This window comes from Actinomadura terrae (assembly GCF_022751215.1).
Classification (GTDB): domain Bacteria; phylum Actinomycetota; class Actinomycetes; order Streptosporangiales; family Streptosporangiaceae; genus Spirillospora; species Spirillospora terrae.
The window spans coordinates 186950-204409 of sequence record NZ_JAICDG010000007.1 but is presented as its reverse complement, the minus strand read 5'-3'; the positions used below and the strand labels follow the sequence as shown (position 1 = coordinate 204409).

General features: G+C 77.3%; 14 protein-coding genes. 9 read left to right on the top strand and 5 right to left on the bottom strand.

What is annotated here, in order from left to right:
- Window positions 1–14 precede the first annotated feature (14 nt).
- Window positions 15–881 carry an LLM class flavin-dependent oxidoreductase gene (locus tag K2F47_RS34995; RefSeq protein ID WP_242910450.1) on the top strand — a complete coding sequence of 289 codons (867 nt, stop codon included), beginning with the start codon at window positions 15–17 and terminating at the stop codon, window positions 879–881.
- Between the two features lie 53 nt (window positions 882–934).
- On the opposite strand, the gene K2F47_RS34990 is transcribed toward K2F47_RS34995, so the two are convergent.
- Window positions 935–2083, bottom strand: a complete 1149-nt coding sequence (locus tag K2F47_RS34990; RefSeq protein ID WP_272497903.1) for an FAD-dependent oxidoreductase — start codon at window positions 2081–2083, stop codon at window positions 935–937.
- Between the two features lie 364 nt (window positions 2084–2447).
- Between K2F47_RS34990 and K2F47_RS34985 the strand changes: the two genes are divergently transcribed.
- The 4 genes from K2F47_RS34985 to cydC all read left to right on the top strand — a co-directional run bounded on the left by K2F47_RS34985 (window position 2448) and on the right by cydC (window position 8044).
- The gene (locus K2F47_RS34985; RefSeq protein WP_242910449.1) at window positions 2448–3713 is read left to right on the top strand and encodes a cytochrome ubiquinol oxidase subunit I; all 1266 of its coding nucleotides are present in this window, start codon (window positions 2448–2450) and stop codon (window positions 3711–3713) included.
- Between the two features lie 91 nt (window positions 3714–3804).
- Window positions 3805–4563, top strand: a complete 759-nt coding sequence (locus tag K2F47_RS34980) for a cytochrome d ubiquinol oxidase subunit II (RefSeq protein WP_242910448.1) — start codon at window positions 3805–3807, stop codon at window positions 4561–4563.
- Window positions 4560–6302: a thiol reductant ABC exporter subunit CydD gene (cydD, locus tag K2F47_RS34975; protein ID WP_242910447.1), complete on the top strand. Its 1743-nt coding sequence runs from the start codon at window positions 4560–4562 to the stop codon at window positions 6300–6302. Before K2F47_RS34980 ends, cydD begins: the two co-directional genes overlap by 4 nt.
- A gap of 5 nt (window positions 6303–6307) precedes the next feature.
- Window positions 6308–8044, top strand: a complete 1737-nt coding sequence (gene cydC / locus K2F47_RS34970; RefSeq protein ID WP_242910446.1) for a thiol reductant ABC exporter subunit CydC — start codon at window positions 6308–6310, stop codon at window positions 8042–8044.
- A 40-nt stretch (window positions 8045–8084) separates the two neighbouring features.
- On the opposite strand, the gene pdxR is transcribed toward cydC, so the two are convergent.
- Window positions 8085–9794, bottom strand: coding sequence for a MocR-like pyridoxine biosynthesis transcription factor PdxR (pdxR, locus tag K2F47_RS34965; RefSeq protein WP_242910445.1), 1710 nt, complete (start codon window positions 9792–9794; stop codon window positions 8085–8087).
- A 64-nt stretch (window positions 9795–9858) separates the two neighbouring features.
- On the opposite strand from pdxR, the gene K2F47_RS34960 reads away from it, so the two are divergent.
- The gene (locus tag K2F47_RS34960) at window positions 9859–10734 is read left to right on the top strand and encodes a methyltransferase domain-containing protein (protein WP_242910444.1); all 876 of its coding nucleotides are present in this window, start codon (window positions 9859–9861) and stop codon (window positions 10732–10734) included.
- Here K2F47_RS34960 and K2F47_RS34955 read toward each other — a convergent pair.
- From K2F47_RS34955 to K2F47_RS41080, 3 genes are all read right to left on the bottom strand, one after another.
- The gene (locus tag K2F47_RS34955) at window positions 10727–12406 is read right to left on the bottom strand and encodes a DUF885 domain-containing protein (RefSeq protein ID WP_242910443.1); all 1680 of its coding nucleotides are present in this window, start codon (window positions 12404–12406) and stop codon (window positions 10727–10729) included. The genes K2F47_RS34960 and K2F47_RS34955 overlap by 8 nt on opposite strands.
- A gap of 91 nt (window positions 12407–12497) precedes the next feature.
- Window positions 12498–13181 (bottom strand): LysE family translocator, encoded by a 684-nt coding sequence (locus K2F47_RS34950; RefSeq protein WP_242910697.1) that lies wholly within the window; start codon window positions 13179–13181, stop codon window positions 12498–12500.
- A gap of 100 nt (window positions 13182–13281) precedes the next feature.
- Window positions 13282–14055, bottom strand: a complete 774-nt coding sequence (locus K2F47_RS41080) for a hypothetical protein (RefSeq protein WP_272497902.1) — start codon at window positions 14053–14055, stop codon at window positions 13282–13284.
- A gap of 241 nt (window positions 14056–14296) precedes the next feature.
- Here K2F47_RS41080 and K2F47_RS34940 point away from each other — a divergent pair, with 241 nt between their 5' ends.
- Genes K2F47_RS34940 through K2F47_RS34930 form a run of 3 tightly spaced genes read left to right on the top strand, consistent with a single transcriptional unit; the run spans window position 14297 to window position 17372 of the window.
- On the top strand, window positions 14297–15313 hold the full coding sequence (locus K2F47_RS34940) for an AAA family ATPase (protein WP_242910442.1): 1017 nt from the start codon (window positions 14297–14299) through the stop codon (window positions 15311–15313).
- Window positions 15310–16428, top strand: a complete 1119-nt coding sequence (locus K2F47_RS34935; protein WP_242910441.1) for a DUF58 domain-containing protein — start codon at window positions 15310–15312, stop codon at window positions 16426–16428. The genes K2F47_RS34940 and K2F47_RS34935 overlap by 4 nt, the downstream gene beginning before the upstream one ends.
- Window positions 16425–17372 carry a VWA domain-containing protein gene (locus K2F47_RS34930; protein WP_242910440.1) on the top strand — a complete coding sequence of 316 codons (948 nt, stop codon included), beginning with the start codon at window positions 16425–16427 and terminating at the stop codon, window positions 17370–17372. The genes K2F47_RS34935 and K2F47_RS34930 overlap by 4 nt, the downstream gene beginning before the upstream one ends.
- The last annotated feature ends 88 nt before the right edge of the window (window positions 17373–17460 follow it).

Sequence of the window (17460 nt, the reverse complement as noted above, 5' to 3'; positions counted from 1 at the left end):
AGCAGGATGCGGGTATGCGCTTTTCGATCAACATCCCGAACTTCGGAGACTTCGCCGACGCGCGGACGGTCGCGCGGGTGGCGGCGGCCGCGGAGGAGGCGGGGTGGGACGGCCTGTTCGTGTGGGACCACGTGGTGCACGACAAGGCGCTGCGGCGGACGTTCGGGGACCCGTGGATGCTGTTGACGGCGGCGGCGCTGGCGACGTCGAGGGTGCGGCTGGGGACGATGGTGACGCCGGTGGCGCGGCGCCGTCCGCAGCAGGTGGCGCGGCAGGTGGCGACGCTGGACGGGCTGAGCGGCGGCCGGGTGGTGTTCGGTGCGGGGCTGGGCGGGCCGATCGAGGACGAGTTCGGGAGTTTCGGGGAGCCGGTCGACCCGGTGGTGCTGGCGGGGATGCTGGACGAGGGGCTGGGGCTGCTGGAGCGGTACTGGTCGGGTGAGCCGGTGGAGCATGAGGGGCGGTTCTACCGGGTGCGGGACGTGGCGCTGCTGCCGGCGACGGTGCAGCGGCCGCGGCCGCCGGTGTGGGTGGCGGGGATCTGGCCGCATCGGCGGCCGATGCGGCGGGCGGCGCGGTGGGACGGGGCGATCCCGTTGTTCGCCTCGTCCGGGCATGGGCGGGCGCCGGCCGTCGAGGAGGTGCGGGAGGTGGTGGAGTTCGTCGAGCGGGAGCGGGAGCGGGGCGGGCGGCGGGAGGAGCCGTTCGAGTTCGTGGTGGGCGGGACCAGTCCGGGGGGCGCGGCGGCGCGGGACGTGGTGGGGCCGCTGGTGGAGGCGGGGGCGACGTGGTGGGACGAGCGGCTGCCGCTGTCGAGTGAGGATCTGGCGCGGGCCGATGTGGTGTTGCGGCGGGTGGAGCAGGGCCCCCCGATGCTGTAGGGGCTCACGGCCCGCGGCCCCGGGGTCCGCGGGCCCGGCGCCTCTCCCCGGGGTCAGATGCGGTCGCTGAGGGCGGCGAGGAGGCGTCCGAACGCGCGGGTGGTCAGGCGGGGCGGGAGGGCGGCGTTGAGGCGGAGGAGGTGTTCGCTCTGGAGGAGGGTGCGGGGGCCGGACACGGCGAGGGTGCGGGTGGCGAGGGCGGAGGCCAGGGCGGCGCGGCGGCGCCGGCGGGCGGTGTAGGCGCGGGCGGTCGCGGCCGGGTCGGCGCCGGGGGTGAGGCAGTCGATGAGGGCGGCGACGTCCTCCAGGGCCTGGTTGGCGCCGTGGGCCATGATGGGCGGCATGCCGTGGGCGGCGTCGCCGAGCAGGAGGCAGCGGCCGCGGCCCCAGTGGCGGGGGACGGTGTGGCGGGTGTGGGGGTACAGGCCGGTGCCGGTGGGGGTGAGGGTGTCCAGGATGCGGCGGGCGGGGTCGCCCCAGGCGGCGTAGCGGCGGCGCAGGAGGCGGAGGGCTTCTTGGGGCGGGAGGGGCTGGGGCGGGGTGTGGCGGGGCCAGGGGATGTCGAAGAAGCACTGCATGAGGCCGTCGCCGGCGCCGGTGTAGCCGAGTTCGCCGTGGCGGCCGATCATCATGGTCGTGGTGGTTCCGGGGTCGAAGGGGGCGGGGGTGAGGCCCTGCCAGGTCGCGACGCCGGTGAGGGCGGGGCGGGTGTCGCCGAGGAGGGCGGCGCGGACGCGGGAGTGGACGCCGTCGGCGCCGATGAGGAGGTCGGCGGTGTGGTGGCGGCCGTCGCGGGTGTGGACGTGGACGGCGTCGGGGTCGGTGCGGAGGCGGGTGACGGGGGCGTCGTAGGTGACGGTGCCGGCGGGGAGGGCGTGGTGCAGGAGGGTGATGAGGGCGCCGCGGGGGACGACGCGGGCGGGTGAGCCGAAGCGGCGGGTGAGGGCGTCGAGGTCGACGTGGGCGATGGTGCGGCCGGTGGCGGTGCGCAGGGCGAGGGTGGTGAGGCGCTGCCCGGTGGTGTGGAGGGGGACGCCGAGGTCGTCGAGGATGGCGGTGCCGTTGTGCCAGAGGGTGATGGCTCCTCCCCCGAGGCGGGGGGCGCGCGCCTGTTCGAGGACGGTGACGTGGTGTCCGGCGCGGGTGAGGGCGCGGGCGGCGGTGAGGCCGCTGATGCCGGCTCCGGCGACGAGGACCCGCATGACCCGCACCCCCGTCAACTACAGCCTGTAGTACTACTTTACATAGTGGACGGTGGCGGCGTCCACCAGGTACCGGCGGTCCCCCACCCGGACGGCCGTGTACGCCGCGAGGTGTAGCGGCGGGCCGTCCACTACGCCAAACGCGCAGTGCCGTTGACGGCTCGGGCCCGATTCGCTCGCGCGGCGCGCAGGCCCAGCATGGGACGGCCGGGATCGGGCCCGGTCCGGGTCCGCGACGGTCGCGGCCGGGGCCGCGGGCCGACGCGGGCCGCCCGAGCGGCGCGCCGGAGGGTCCCAGGCCGGGTGTGCAGGAGGGGTGTGCAGGAGGGGTGTGCAGGAGGGGTGTGCAGAGGGGTGGGAGCGCATGTCGGGTGACGCGCTGATGCTGGCGCGGGTGCAGTTCGCGTTGACGGCCGGGTCGCATTTCCTGTTCGTGGCGTTGACGCTGGGGTTGGCGACGTTGGTGGCGTTGACGCAGACGCGCGCGACGCTGTCGGGGGGCGCGGGCGGGTCGGGGGCGGCGGTGCACGCGCGGATGACCAGGTTCTGGGGGCAGCTGTATGTCGTGAACTACGCGGTGGGGATCGTGACGGGGCTGGTGATGGAGTTCCAGTTCGGGTTGAACTGGGCGGGGATGTCGCGGACGGTCGGCGGGGTGTTCGGGGCGCCGCTGGCGCTGGAGACCATCGCGGCGTTCTTCGTGGAGTCCACCTTCCTCGGTTTGTGGATCTTCGGGTGGGACCGGTTGAACCGGTGGGTGCACCTGGCGCTGATCTGGGTGGTGACGGTGACGGCGTACCTGTCGGCGTACTTCGTGCTGGTCGCCAACGGGTGGCTGCAACGTCCCGTGGGATATGAGATGCGGGACGGGCGGGCGCGGCTGACCGACCTGGGGGCGCTGTTGGGGAACCCGCCGGCGGTGCTGGCGTTCGGGCACGTGCTGTTCGGGGGGCTGCTGACGGCGGGGTTCTTCGTGGCGGGGGTGTCGGCGTTCCACCTGCGGCGCCGGGGCGGCGACACCGACTTCTTCCGCCGGTCGATGCGGATGGGGCTGGTGGCGGTCGTCGTCTCGATCGTGCCGGTGGTGGTGCTGGGCGGCGCGCAGTTCGACGGCCTCCAGCCGACGAAGCTGGGCGGGGCCGAGGCGGACGCGGCGGTCGCCGGTTTCACGGCGCGGTTCGGGCCGGACGACTACCGTCCGCCGGGCCTGGCGGGGGCGGGTGAGGCGGTGATGATGTCGATGTGGTCGCTGATGGCGGTGCTGGCGGTGGCGGCGCTGGTGAAGCTGCCGTTCGGGCGGTGGCTGGAGCGGGGCCGGGTGTTCCACACGGTGATGATGCTGGCGGTCCCGCTGCCGTATGTCGCGATGCTGGCGGGGTGGGTGTTCCGTGAGGTGGGGCGGCAGCCGTGGATGGTGTACGGGGTGCTGAAGACGCGGGACGCGGTGTCGGACACGGGCCCGGGGGCGGCGACGGTGTCGTTCGTGGTGTTCGGGGTGCTGTTCGCGGCGCTGGTGGTCGTGAACGTGTGGCTGCTGGCGCGGTTCGCGCGGCGCGGCCCGGGCGGCGCGGGCCTGGGGGCGCCGGCGGGCGCCGCTCCCCCGTCCCCGGCGTCCGTCCCGACGCTGTGAGCGCCGAGGCGGGCAGGGCCGCCGCGGCACGCGCCGCGGGGAGACGGGTGACGGCACAGGTGACGGACGGGTTCGGGACGGGAGCGGAGTGATGGAGTTCCTCGCTGTGGTGATGCTGGCGGTGTTCACGGCCGGGTACCTGGTGCTGGCGGGCGGTGACGTCGGGGTGGGGATGGCGCTGCCGTGGCTGGGCCGCGGTCAGGACGAGCGGCGGCTGGTGATCGCCTCGTTCGCGCCGTTCTTCCTGGGCAACGAGGTGTGGCTGGTCGCGGCGGTGGGGATCCTCGCGGGCGCGTTCCCCTCGCTGGAGCACCAGCTGCTGGAGGACCTGTACCCGCTGGTGGTGGTGCTGCTGGTGGGGTGGGTCGTGCGGGACATGGGGCTGTGGCTGCGCGGCCGGGTCGACGCCGCCCGGTGGCGCGGCGGCTGCGACGCGGCGGTGGTGGCGGGCAGCTGGGCGCTGGCGCTGGGGTGGGCGTCGCTGCTGGGGTCGCTGGCGGTGTCGGGTGCCGGCGGCGGGGACGGGGTGAACGCCGGGTCGGTGCTGGGGCTGCCGCTGGCGGCGCTGTTCGCCTGGCACGGGGCGGGGTTCGCGCGGTGGCGGCTGCCCGAGGGGATGGCGGCGCGGGTGCGGGGCGTCCCGTCCCGGTACGGGGTGTCGGCGGTGGTGCTGGCGGCGCTGCCGGTGGCGGCGGGCGCGGGGCTGCCGTGGTCGCGGGCCGCGGCGGAGGGGTCGGGCCTGGCGGTGACGGCGGTCGCGGCGGCGGTGATGCTGCCGCTGCTGGCGGCGGTGCAGGGGCTGGTGTGGTGGACGTTCCGCGGCCGCGTCCAGGCCCCCTCCTACCTGTGACCGGGCGCGGGGAGGGCGGCGCGGTGGCCGGGCGGGGCGGAGCGGAGACGGTGGAGCGGCGGCTGATGGCGCTGGTGCCGCGGCGGGTGCTGCTGTGGCTGGGGGTGGCGGCGGCCGGGCAGGGCGTGCTGCTGGTGGTGCAGGCGGACCTGCTGGCGGGGGCGGTCGCGGCGCTGGACGCGGCCCGGCTGCCGTGGCTGGTCGCGGCGGTCGCGGGCCGCGCGGCGCTGGCGTGGCTGGCGGCGCGGCTCGCGGGCGGGACGGCGGCGCGCGTCAAGGGCGACCTGCGCGGCGCGCTCCTCACCAGCCCGCTCAACGGCCCCCTCACCGGTGGGGGCGCGGGCGGGCGGGTGACGTTGCTGACACGCGGCCTGGACGCCCTGGACCCCTTCTTCACCGGTTACCTGCCGCAGCTGCTGGCGGCGTGCGTGGTGCCGGTGGTGGTGCTGGCGCGGCTGGCGGCGGCGGACTGGGCGTCGACGCTGGTGGTGGCGGTGACGGTGCCGCTGGTGCCGGTGTTCGGGGCGCTGGTGGGGGCGCGGACGGCGGCGCTGACGGCCCGGCAGTGGGGGCTGCTGCACCGGCTCGGCGGGCATTTCCGGGACGTGCTGGCGGGTGCGGCGACGCTGCGGGCGTTCGGGCGGGTGGAGCACCAGTCGGGGGTGGTGCGGGCGCTGGCCGCCGAGCACCGCCGCGCGACGGTGCGGGCGCTGCGGGTGGCGTTCCTGTCGTCGCTGGTGCTGGAGTGGGTGTGCGCGCTGTCGGTGGCGCTGGTGGCGGTGCCGGTGGGGCTGCGGCTGCTGGACGGGGAGATGGCGCTGCGGACAGGGCTGCTGGTGCTGCTGCTGACCCCGGAGGTGTATCTGCCGCTGCGGGCGCTGGGCGCGCGGTTCCACGCGAGCGCGGAGGGCGTCGCGGCGGCGCGGGAGGCGTTCACGACCCTCGACGAGCGGCACGCGCAGACCGATGGGCGGGACGCGCCGCCCCGGGCGGGGGGCGCGACGGTGCCGGAGCGGGTGCCGGAGATCGTGCTGGAGGAGGTGACGGTCCGGTACCCGGGCGCGGACTCCGCGGCGCTGGACCGGGTGTCGCTGCGGGTCGCGGCGGGTGAGCGGGTGGCGGTGACGGGCCCGTCGGGTGCGGGCAAGTCGACGCTGCTGCTGGTGCTGGCGGGGCTGGTGTCCCCCACGTCGGGGCGGGTGCTGGTCGACGGAGCCGACCTGGCGGGCCTGGACGCGGCGGCGTGGCGGGAGCGGCTGGGGTGGGTGCCGCAGCGCCCGCACCTGTTCGCCGCGTCCGTCGCCGACAACCTGCGGCTGGGTGACCCGGGCGCGCCGATGGAGCGGGTGCGGGCGGCGGCGCGCGCCGCGTGCGCGGAGGAGTTCGTCGAGGCCCTCCCCCACGGGTACGGGACGCTGCTGGGCGAGGGCGGCGGCGGGGTGTCGGCGGGGCAGCGGCAGCGGCTGGCGCTGGCGCGGGCGTTCCTGTCGGGCGGGCCGGTGATGCTGCTGGACGAGCCGACGGCGCGGCTGGACCTGGCGAGCGAGCGGGCGCTGGTGGAGGCGGCGGGGCGGCTGCTGGAGGGGCGGACGGCGGTGCTGGTGGCGCACCGTCCGGCGCTGCTGCGGGCCGTGGACCGGGTGGTGCGGCTGGAGTCCGGCCGGATCACCTCCCCCGCCGCGGCCACCACGGCCGCCGCGGCCCCCGCTGGCCGGGCTTCGGGCGGGGCGGGGGTGTGAGGGCGGTGCGCAGAGTGATGGGTGGCGCGGTGCGCCCGCACGCGGCGCGGCTGGTGCTGGCGGCGGCCGTGGGGACGGCGGCGGAGCTGTGCGGGCTGGGGCTGGTCGCGGCGGCGGCGTGGCTGATCGCGCGGGCGTCGCAGCGGCCGGAGCTGGCGGCGCTGTCGGTGGCGATCGTGGCGGTGCGGGGGTTCGCGCTGGCCAAGGGCGCGCTGCGCTACGCCGAGCGGCTCACCGGGCATGACGCGGCGTTGCGGGCGCTGGCGGAGCTGCGGGGCCGGGTGTTCGACGCGCTCGCCGCCGCACCCCGCCGGTCCGGCGCCGGAGGGCCCGGCGCGGCGGCGCGGAGGCGGGACGGGGAGGCGTTGACGCGGCTGGTGTCGGACGTCGACGCCGTCCAGGACCTGCTGCTGCGGTGCCTGCTGCCGGCGGTCGCGGCGGTGGTGTGCGGGGCGGCGGGGGTGGTGGTGTGCTGGCTGGTGCTGCCGGCCGCGGGCGCGGTGCTGGCGGGCGGCCTGTTCGTGGCGGGGGTGGTGGTGCCGGGGGCGGCGGCGGTGCTGGGCGGGCGGGCGTCGCGGCGCGCGGCGGCGGCGCGGGACGCGCTGGCGGTGCGGGCGCTGGACGTCCTGGAGGGCGCGGCGGACCTGGCGGTGTTCGGCGCGGCGGACCGGTTCACCGGGCGGGCGCGGGAGGCGGCGGAGCGGCTGGAGCGCGCGGAGCGGGCGGCGGCGCGGCTGGGCGCGGCGGTGACGGCGGCGGGGTTCGCCGTGCAGGGGGTGACGGCGGCGCTGGTGGTGGGGGCCGCGACGCGTCCGGCCGCCGCGGGGCGCGGGGTGGACGAGGTGGGGGTGGCGGTGCTGGCGCTGACGGCGCTGGTGGCGGTGGAGTCGGTGCTGCCGCTGAGCGAGGCGGCGCGGCGGCTGCGGGAGGTGTGGCCCGCGGCGCGCCACACCGGCGACCTCCTCCGCACTCCCCCGCCCCAGCAAACCGAGCCTGCGGGGAGGGTGGCGGTGGGGGGCGCGGCGGTGGAGTTGGAGGGCGTGACCCTCACCTACCCGGGCGGGACGGCCCCGGCGCTGGACGGCGTGGACCTGCGCGTGGCGCCGGGCCGCCGCGTCGCGGTCGTGGGCGCCAGCGGCGCGGGCAAGAGCACGCTGCTCGCGGTGGTGTCGGGTGAGGCGGCGGCGACGTCCGGGACGGTGCGGGTCGGCGGCCGCGCGGCGCGGCCCGGCGGGACGGGCGGGCTGGTGCGGGGGCTGGCGCAGGACGCGCACGTGTTCGCCGCGACTCTCGGGGCGAACCTGCGGCTGGCCCGCCCGGGCGCCACCGACGCGCAGGTGCGGGCGGCGGCGGAGCGGGCGGGGTTCTGGCCGGTGGTGCGGGACCTCCCGGACGGGTGGGACACCGCCGTCGGCGCGGGCGGGCGGGGCCTGTCGGGCGGGCAGCGGCAGCGGCTGCTGCTGGCGCGGGCGCTGCTGGCCGACCCGCCGGTGCTGGTGCTGGACGAGCCCGCCGAGGCGCTGGACCCCGCGATGGCCGACCGGATCGTCGCGGACCTGCTGAGGGCGCCGGGCGGGGCGACGGTGCTGCTGGTCACGCACCGCCTCGCGGCGCTGGAGGCCGCCGACGAGGTGCTGGTGATGGACCGGGGGCGGATCGTGCAGCGCGGCCCGCACGCGGTCCTGCTGGCGGGCGGCGGCGCCTACCGCGACCTGTGGGACGCCGAACTCCTCACCACCTGACCCGCAGGCGCGGTCACGCGCGTGCGGGCAAGGGGGGCGGTCAGGTGAGGTCGCGGAGCGCGGCGGCGATGGCCGCGACGCCCTCCTCGATCGCCGAGGGCGCCACCGCGGCGTACCCGAGGACCAGCCCGGGGCGGTGGCGGCGCTGCCCGTGCCACGACAGCGGGTGCGTCTTCACCCCGCGCGCCAGCGCCGCCGCCGCCAGCGCCGTGTCCGGCACCGCCCGGCCCGGGGCCGCCCTGCTCATCGTCCTGCCCGCCGTCCCGCCTGCCGTTCGGGGCGCCGCGCCGCCCGGCCGCGCCGCCCCGGGGGAACGGCCGGGGAAGGTGACGGTGAGGTGCAGCCCGGCGGCGGCGCCGTGCACGACCGCGCCGGGCAGGTGCTCCCGCAGCGCGGCGATCATGGCGTCGCGGCGGCGGCGGTGCCGGCGGCGCAGCAGCCGCAGGTGCCGCTCCATCTCCCCGGAGTCCATCAGCCGCGCCAGGACCAGCTGGGGCAGCGCGGCGCCGCCGAGGTCGGCGAACCGCTTGGCCTCCACCAGCGCGTCGCGGTGGCCGGGCGGCGCGAGCACCCACCCGATCCGCAGCGCGGGCGCCAGCAGCTTGGACACGCTCCCGGCGTAGAAGACGCGGTCGGCGAGCATGGACCGCAGCGCCGCGACGGGCGGCCGGTCGTAGCGGTGCTCGGCGTCGTAGTCGTCCTCGATGACGACGCCGCCCGCCGCGACCCAGCGCATCAGGTCGCGGCGCCGCGCGCCGTCCAGCACGACGCCGGTGGGGAACTGGTGCGCGGGGGTGAGCAGCACGGCGGGCGCGCCGGACGCGCGGAGCCGGTCGACGCGGACGCCGCCCGCGTCGACCGGGACCGGCGGGGTCCGCATCCCCCAGTGCCGCAGGTGCTGGCGGGTGCCCAGCGACCCCGGGTCCTCCACCGCGACCTCCGCGACGCCCTCGGCGGTCAGGACGCGGGCCAGCAGCGCGAGGCCCTGCGCGGTCCCGGTGGTGACGACGACGTCGCCGGGGTCGGCGCGGACGCCCCGGTTGCGGGCCAGCCACGCCGCGACCGCCGCGCGCAGCGCCGGGGTGCCGCGCGGGTCGCCGTAGCCGAGGGCGGGCGCCGACAGCTCCGCCAGGACGGACCGTTCGGCGCGCAGCCACGCCGCGCGCGGGAACGCCGCCAGGTCCGGGACGCCGGGCGACAGGTCGATCCGGGCGGGCGCGGCGCGCAGCACGTCGAACACCTCCGGGCCCGGCTCGCGGAGGAACACCGCCTCCTCCCCCGCCGCCGTCGCGGACGCGCCGCCCGCCCGCTCGACCGGCCCCGTCTCTGGCCCGGGCCCTGTTACCGGCGCGGCGGGGGGCGCGGTCCGCGGGGCGAGGGGCGCGGCGACCACGACGGTGCCGCCGCGGCCGCGCCCGGCGACGTGCCCGTCGTCGACGAGCCGCTGGTAGGCCTCGGTGACCACGCCGCGGGACACGCCCAGCTCGGCGGCCAGGACGCGGCTGGCGGGCAGCCGCCCCCCGACCGGGAGGCGCCCGTCGCCGATCGCGTCGCGCAGCCGTCCCGCCAGCCACTCCGACAGCCCGCCGGGCGGCGCGTCGGCGGGATCGAGTTGCAGGAAGTCCGCACCTCGCGCCTCCTCCGCGGCCGCCTCCGCCTGCGCCTGCGCGCCCGCCTGCGCGCCCGGGGACGGGCCGGGGGACGCGCCGGTTATGGTTCGGTCTTCCGCCACGTCATTGGACCTGTCCATGAGGCCATTGTGGCGGCACCGTGGACGCATGGGAACACCGCTGGACACACCCCCGGGAACACCTTTGAGGACGCCTTCGAAAAGACCGTCGCGGGCACCGCGTGCGGGTTCGCCGTGCACCTATATCCACGGCTACTCCGACGAGGAGACGCGGCGGCTGGGCGACCAGGCCGACACCCTCGCCGCGCTGCTGCACGACGGCACCGGCTACCCGCCCGGCAGCCGGGTCCTGGAGGCGGGCTGCGGCGTCGGCGCGCAGACCGTCCACCTGGCCGCCGCCAGCCCCGGCGCGGACCTGGTCGCCGTGGACGTCTCGCAGGCGTCCCTGGCGCGGGCCCGCGCGCACGTCGCCGCGCGCCTCGCGGCCCGGCCCCCCGGCGGGGCGCCCGCGGCGCGGGTGGAGTGGGTGCGCGCCGACCTGCACGCCCTGCCCTTCCCCGACGGGCACTTCGACCACGTGTTCGTGTGCTTCGTCCTGGAGCACCTCCCCGACCCGGTGCGGGCGCTGGCCGCGCTGCGGCGCGTCCTGGCGCCGGGCGGGACGATCACCGTGATCGAGGGCGACCACGGGTCGGCGTTCTTCCACCCCGACAGCGCCGCGGCGCGCGCCGTGATCGACCACCAGGTCGCGTTGCAGGCGGCGGCCGGCGGCGACGCGCTCATCGGGCGGCGCGTGCGGCCGCTGCTGACCGCCGCCGGATACCGGGAGGTCCGCGTGGCGCCCCGCACCGTCTACGCCGACGCGTCCCGGCCCGCGCTCGTCGAGGGGTTCACCCGCGCGACGTTCACGGCGATGGTCCGCGCCGTCCGCGACGACGCCGTCGCCGCCGGGCTCGCCGACCCCCTCACCTTCGACCGGGGCGTCGCCGACCTCGACCGCGCCGCCGAGGACGGCGGGACCTTCCACTACACCTTCTTCAAGGGCACCGCCCTCAAATGAGCCCGGCGGCGGGCGAGGGGGCGGTGAGTTCGGCGCGCATCAGGTCCAGGCCCATCGGGCCGAGGTCCAGCGCCCGCCGGTGGAAGGCGCGCAGGTCGAACGCGGCGCCCTCGCGCGCCCGCGCCGCCTCCCGCGCCTCCAGCCACACCCGCTCCCCCACCTTGTAGGCGATGGCCTGCGCCGGGTGCCCCAGGTACCGGTCGATCTCGAACGCGATGTCCCCGTCGGGCAGCGGCCCCGCGTGCGCCTTCAGGAACTCCCGGCCCAGCGCCGCCGTCCACCGCTCGCCGTCGTGGAACCCCGCCCCGGCGGGGATCTCCAGCTCCAGGTGCAGGCCGATGTCCAGGACGATCCGCGCCGCGCGGAACTGCTGCCCGCCCTCCAGCATCCCCAGCTTGTGCGCCGGGTCGCGGTAGTAGCCCAGCTCGTCCATCAGCCGCTCGGCGTACAGGCCCCACCCCTCGCAGTACCCGGGGTACAGCTCGCCGGACAGCCGCCGGTACCGGTTCAGGCCCGTGTTCAGCACGCACACGCCGAGCTGGAGGTGGTGGCCGGGGACGCCCTCGTGGAACATCTTGCCCGGCACCGTCCAGGTCACGATGTCCTCGCCGGGGTCCTGCACCGTCCACCACACCGTGCCCGGGCGGGACAGGTCCTCGGCGGGCGCCAGGTAATAGATCCCCGAGTCCACCGCCGGGATGCGGCAGTCGATCCGCCGCAGCGGCGCCGGGATGTCGAAGTGGACGCCGTCCAGGTCCTCGATCGCCTGGTCGGCCAGCGCCTGGATCCAGTCGCGGAACGCCTCGGCGCCGCCGATGCGGTGGGCGGGGTCGGCGTCCAGCGCGGCGCGGACCCGCGGCAGCGGCTCGCCGGGCAGGATCCGCTCGCCCGCCGCGTCCATCTCGGCCTCGATCCGCGCGAGCTCCTCCCACCCCCACGCGTAGGTCTCCTCCAGGTCCAACGCGGTGCCGAGGAAGTCGCGGACCCCCAGCCGGTACCGGTCGGCGCCCAGCGCGTCCCGCTCCGGGGCGTGCGGTGCCAGGTCGCGCGCCAGGAACTCGGCGAACCCGCCCAGCGCCCGCGACGCCGCCGCCACCGCCGCGTCCAGCTCCCCGCGCAGCGGCCCGTCCCCGTACCCGGCGGCCAGGCCCTCCAGGTAGGCGGGGGTGTCGCGGCACTCCCGCTCGTTCCGGGCGACCTGCCGCAGCGCCGCGACCCGGCCCCGCTGCCGCGCCCGGTCCAGGCTCGTCCGAAGCCCCTCCAGCGCGCCCGGCAGCGCCCGCACCCGGTCGCGGACGGCGTCCCAGTCGGTGCCCGGGCCCTGGTCCAGCAGGTCGATCGCCATCCGCAGCCGTTGCAGCGGCCCGTCGAGGGTCTCCAGATGCCCCTCGTGCGCCCCGGCGTCGAACAGCGCCAGGTCGGTCTCCAGCCGCTCCCGCAGCACCGCCGCGGAGATCCGGTCGGAGCGGGCGGCCGGGCCGGACGCGGCGGGCGTGCGGTCCAGGCGGGCGAGGGTGGCGCGGGCGAGGTCGGCGCGCGCCGCCGGACCGTCGGGGCCGAAGTCGGTCAGCCGGGAGTCCTGCCCGGCGATCCCCATGATCGCCGCCTGGCAGGGGTCCAGGGCGGCGAGCTCGTCAATGTAGCGGTCGGCGAGGTCATCCAGTGCGGTCATTCGCCCAAGGCTAGAGCCCGCCCGCCCCCTTCCGCGATCATGAATTGCGGGGAGGGGGCCGCCCCCGCCGGACGGCCGGGCGGCCAGGGGGTCAGCGGGTCTCGGCGGCCAGCCGCAGTCCCAGCGCCACCAGCACCGCGCCCGACACCTGCTCCAGCCGGCGCCGCACCGCCGGGCGCCCCACCACCCGCCGCGCCGAGGCCACCAGCCACACCACCCCCGTGTACCAGACCAGGTCGATCACCACCCACAGCACCGAGAACACCGCCAGCGCCACCGGCACCGGCCACCCCTCCGGGACGAACTGCGGCAGGAACGACACCGCGAACACCCCCGCCTTCGGGTTCGCGGCGTTGGTGACCAGCCCCATCCGGAAGCACCGCCACCCCACGCCCCCACCGGGTCCCGCGACCGGTCCGGCGTCCAAGCCAGCGTCGGGGCCCGCGCCGGGGCCCGCGGCCGAGTCGGCGTCCAAGCCGGCGTCGGGGTCGGCGGGTTCCGGCCCGGACGCGCCGCGCCGCGCCCGCCACAGCGCCCGCACCCCGAACCACACCAGCACGCCCGCGCCGACGACCCGCAGCCCGTCATAGGCCAGCCGCGACGCCACCAGCAGCGCCGACAGCCCCGCCGCGGCCGCCAGCCCCCACACCAGCACCCCCGCCTCGTTGCCCAGCACCGTCGCCATCCCGGCGCGCCGCCCCGACCGCGCCGACTCGCGCATGATCACGACCGTGCTCGGGCCGGGCGCCAACGCGATCAGCACCGCCGCACCCATGAAAGCCACCAGACTCCCCACCATCACCCCATGCTGCCCACCCCCACCCCACCGCGCAACGCATAAACCCCACGCCAAGAACAGGGGCGCGCGCAGGGGGTCAGACGGGGCCGCCGCCGTCGTCGCCGCCCCCACCCGGGGACGTCGGCGGCGCGGTCGGCGGGACCGTCGGCGAGGGCTGCGGCGGGCTCACCGGCGGCGGGGTCGTCGGCGTCCCCGGCCCCGGGGAGGGCACCCGCACCGTCGGCGTCGGCTCCGGCGGCAGCGGCGGCGGCTCCTTCACCTTCGGCTGGCACGCGAACAGCACCCCCATCAGCACCGCCAGCACCAGCAGCGCCGCCGCCAGACCCAGCACCGCCCGCACCATGCTCCGCTCCGGCGGCCGCTCCCCCACCAGCCCCGCCCCCGCCGGCGCCAGGTCCGGCGGGGGCGCGGGACGGTCCAGCGCCGGCTCCCCCGACCCGAGCCAGTGCGGCTGGAACCCCGGACCCCGCCGGCGCCCCCACCGCCCCCGCGACGCCCCCAGCAGCACCGGCTCCAGGAAACGCTCCGCGCCCGCCCGCTCCGCCTCGTACACCGTCGCCACCCACGGCGCCGGACCCTCCGGCTGCGCCGCCACCACCGGCGCCGGACCCCCGGGCACCGGCCGCACCGGCCCGCCCGGCCCCGGCACCGCCGCGTTGATCGCCGCCCGGAACCGGTCCCGCGCCGCCGCGTCGCCCGCCGCGCCCCGGTTCAGCACCGCCACACTCGCCCGCCGCCCCTGCCCGTCCACCCCCAGGAACACGATCCCCGCCGCCGTCTCCGACAGGCGCGCCGACAGGCGGTAGGGGCCAAGCTGAGCGGGATCACCCGGGGGCAACGGCCTCGACATGCCGCAACACTAACAACCACCCCCGCACCCGGCCCCCGACCCGCCGCCCGCCCCACCGGGAACCGATCACCCGCAACACGCAGTTATCCCTCACGAACGGGTACAAGTGATCGCGTAGGGTCGGAAGGCGCCCGCCCCGCACCCGCGAACACCCGCAAGACCACGCGCAGCACCACCCGCTGGACCACCGCACCGCCGCACCGCCCCAGGACCACTCCGAGGACACCGAGGGACACCTGAGATGACCATCGCCGCCCACGATGTCGACGAGGCCGCGGCCCAGTTGCAGACCACCGTCACCGAGGTCAAGAAGGTCATCGTCGGCCAGGAGCACATGGTCGAACGGATGGTCGTCGCCCTCCTCGCCCGCGGCCACTGCCTCATCGAGGGCGTCCCCGGCGTCGCCAAGACCCTCGCCGTCGGCACCCTCGCCCGCGTCGTCGGCGGCACCTTCGCCCGCCTCCAGTTCACCCCCGACCTCGTCCCCTCCGACATCGTCGGCACCCGCATCTACCACCCCTCCACCGAGCAGTTCGACGTCGAACTCGGGCCCGTCTTCGTCAACTTCGTCCTCGCCGACGAGATCAACCGCGCCCCCGCCAAGGTCCAGTCCGCGCTCCTGGAGGTCATGGCCGAACGGCAGGTGTCCCTGGGCGGCAACACCTACCCCCTCCCCCGCCCCTTCATCGTCCTGGCCACCCAGAACCCCATCGAGTCCGAAGGCGTCTACCCCCTCCCCGAGGCGCAGCGCGACCGGTTCCTCATGAAGATCGACGTGCACCACCCCGCCGCCCACGAGGAACTCCAGATCCTCCAGCGGATGAGCGTCGACCCGCCCGAGGCCGCCCCGATCCTCGACACCGCCCGCCTCGCCGGCCTCCAGCGCGCCGCCGAGGAGGTCGCCGTCCACGAACTGGTCGCCGACTACATCGTCCGGCTCGTCATGGCCACCCGCGAACCCGACCAGTACCGCCTCCCCGACCTGCGCACCGTCATCGAGATCGGCGCCAGCCCCCGCGCCACCCTCGGCCTGGTCGCCGCCGCCCGCGCCCTGGCGCTGCTGTCGGGCCGCGACTACGTCCTGCCCGACGACGTCCGCGCCGTCGCCGTCGACGTCATCGCCCACCGCCTCGTCCTCACCTTCGACGCCCTCGCCGACGGCGTCCACCCCGCCGACGTCGTCGCGCAGATCCTCGCCGCCGTCCCCCCGCCCCGCGTCGTGTGGAACCACGGCGCCGCGGCGGTGACCACCGCATGAACCCCCGCGGGCGGCACACACCCGGAACCGGCCGGCGCGCGACGCGCCGGGGGGACCGGGGCACAGGACGCGGCGCCGACATCGCCCGCCTCGCCCCCGAACGCACCCTACGCCGCCTCGAACTCCAGGTCACCCGCCGCCTGGACGGCCTCCTCAACGGCGAACACCTCGGCCTGCTCCCCGGCCCCGGCACCGAACTCGCCGAAGCCCGCCTCTACCAGCCCGGCGAGGACGACGTCCGCTTCATGGACTGGGCCGTCACCGCCCGCACCACCACCCCCCACGTCCGCGACCTCATCGCCGACCACGAACTCGAAGCGTGGGCCCTGGTCGACCTCACCCCCAGCATGGACTTCGGCACCACCACCCTCGTCAAACGCGACCTCGCCGTCGCCGCGCTCGCCGCCGTCGGGTACCTCACCGTCCGCCTCGGCGACCGCGCCGGCGCCTACCTCCTGCACCGCGACGGCCTGCGCCGCCACCCCGCCCGCACCGGCAAGGCCGCCCTCTACGCCCTCCTCCAGGCCGTCCTGGACGCCCCCACCAGCGCCCCCGGCGCCACCGAGACCTCCCTCACCACCGCCATGACCGGCGCCCGCTCCGGCCTCGGCCCCGGCACCACCCCCGGCGCCGCCCGGCACGGCGACCTCGCCGCCGCCATCACCGCCCTGGACCGCGGCCAGACCCGCCGCGGCCTGCGCGTCCTCATCTCCGACTTCCTCGCCCCCCTCCCCGGCCACCCCGGTGTCGGCGCCGACACCGGCCCGCCGCCCTGGGAGCGGCCCCTGCGCCGCCTCGCCGCCCGCCACCAGGTCCTCGCCATCGAGATCATCGACCCCCGCGAACTCGACCTCCCCGACGTCGGCGTCGTCGAGATGACCGACCCCGAGACCGGCACCGTCCACGAGATCGTCCTCAACCGCCGCGTCCGCGAACGCTACGCCGCCGCCGCGGCCGCCCAACGCGACCGCACCCGCGCCGCCCTGCGCCGCGGCGGCGCCCACCACCTCGTCCTGCGCACCGACCGCGACTGGATCACCGACATCGCCCGCTTCGCCCTCCGCCAGCGCCGCGCCGCCGGACGCCCCGTCACCCCCACGGGAGCGCGCCCATGACCTTCCTGTCACCCGAACGCCTCTGGCTGCTGTCCCTCGCGCCGCTGCTCGCCGCCGCCTACGTCCTGGCGCAGCTACGACGCCGGCAGCACACCGTCCGCTTCACCAACCTCGCCCTGCTCGCCCAGGTCGCCCCCCGCCGCCCCGGCTGGCGCCGCCACGTCGCCGCCGCCCTGTTCCTCATCATGATCGTGCTCATGATGGTCGGGTTCGCGCGGCCCGCCAGCTCCGTCAAGGTCCCCCGCGACCGCGCCACCATCATGGTCGCCGTCGACGTGTCCCTGTCCATGATGGCCCGCGACGTCGCCCCCTCCCGCTTCGACGCCGCCAAGAACGCCGCCAAGACCTTCATCCGCGAACTCCCCGCCCGCTTCAACGTCGGCGTCGTGTCCTTCGCCGGCAACGCCAACCTCGTCGCCGCCCCCACCGCCGACCGCGACGCCGCCATCGCCTCCCTCGACCAGCTCGTCCTCGCCAAGCGCACCGCCATCGGCGAGGCCGTCTTCACCTCCCTGCAAGGTGTGCGGACCTTCGACGCCCAGGCCAGCCAGGACCCCCCGCCCGCCCACATCGTCCTGCTCTCCGACGGCGACAACACCACCGGACGCACCGTCCAGGAGGCCATCGACGCCAGCCGCGCCGCGCACGTCCCCGTCTCCACCATCGCCTTCGGCACCCCCTACGGCACCGTCGACATCGAGGGCGAGACCACCAGCGTCTCGGTCAACAAGGAGACCCTCAAGACCCTCGCCGACAGCACCCAGGGCAAGGCCTACGAGGCCGCCGACGCCGGCCAGCTCGACGAGGTCTACGCCCACATCGGCAGCTCCCTCGGCTTCACCACCGAGCACCGCGACATCGCCGCCCGCTACACCGGCCTCGCGCTGCTGTTCGCCCTCGCCGCCGGCGGCGCGTCCCTCGCCTGGTTCTCCCGCCTCCCCTGACCCGCGACCCGGCGCGGCACGGCCCGTAGCCCGGGCCGGTCACGCGAGCCGATCATGGCGCGGGGACGCCCGCGGCGCTGATACGGTC

Coding starts and splice junctions, on each gene's coding strand:
- K2F47_RS34935 (WP_242910441.1), top strand. CDS start 15,310: ATGAACCCCCGCGGGCGGCACACACCCGGAACCGGCCGGCGCGCGACG.
- K2F47_RS34980 (WP_242910448.1), top strand. CDS start 3,805: ATGGAGTTCCTCGCTGTGGTGATGCTGGCGGTGTTCACGGCCGGGTAC.
- K2F47_RS34940 (WP_242910442.1), top strand. CDS start 14,297: ATGACCATCGCCGCCCACGATGTCGACGAGGCCGCGGCCCAGTTGCAG.
- K2F47_RS34955 (WP_242910443.1), bottom strand. CDS start 12,406: ATGACCGCACTGGATGACCTCGCCGACCGCTACATTGACGAGCTCGCC.
- K2F47_RS34990 (WP_272497903.1), bottom strand. CDS start 2,083: ATGCGGGTCCTCGTCGCCGGAGCCGGCATCAGCGGCCTCACCGCCGCC.
- K2F47_RS34950 (WP_242910697.1), bottom strand. CDS start 13,181: ATGGGTGCGGCGGTGCTGATCGCGTTGGCGCCCGGCCCGAGCACGGTC.
- pdxR (WP_242910445.1), bottom strand. CDS start 9,794: ATGGACAGGTCCAATGACGTGGCGGAAGACCGAACCATAACCGGCGCG.
- K2F47_RS34985 (WP_242910449.1), top strand. CDS start 2,448: ATGTCGGGTGACGCGCTGATGCTGGCGCGGGTGCAGTTCGCGTTGACG.
- K2F47_RS34995 (WP_242910450.1), top strand. CDS start 15: ATGCGCTTTTCGATCAACATCCCGAACTTCGGAGACTTCGCCGACGCG.
- K2F47_RS41080 (WP_272497902.1), bottom strand. CDS start 14,055: ATGTCGAGGCCGTTGCCCCCGGGTGATCCCGCTCAGCTTGGCCCCTAC.
- K2F47_RS34930 (WP_242910440.1), top strand. CDS start 16,425: ATGACCTTCCTGTCACCCGAACGCCTCTGGCTGCTGTCCCTCGCGCCG.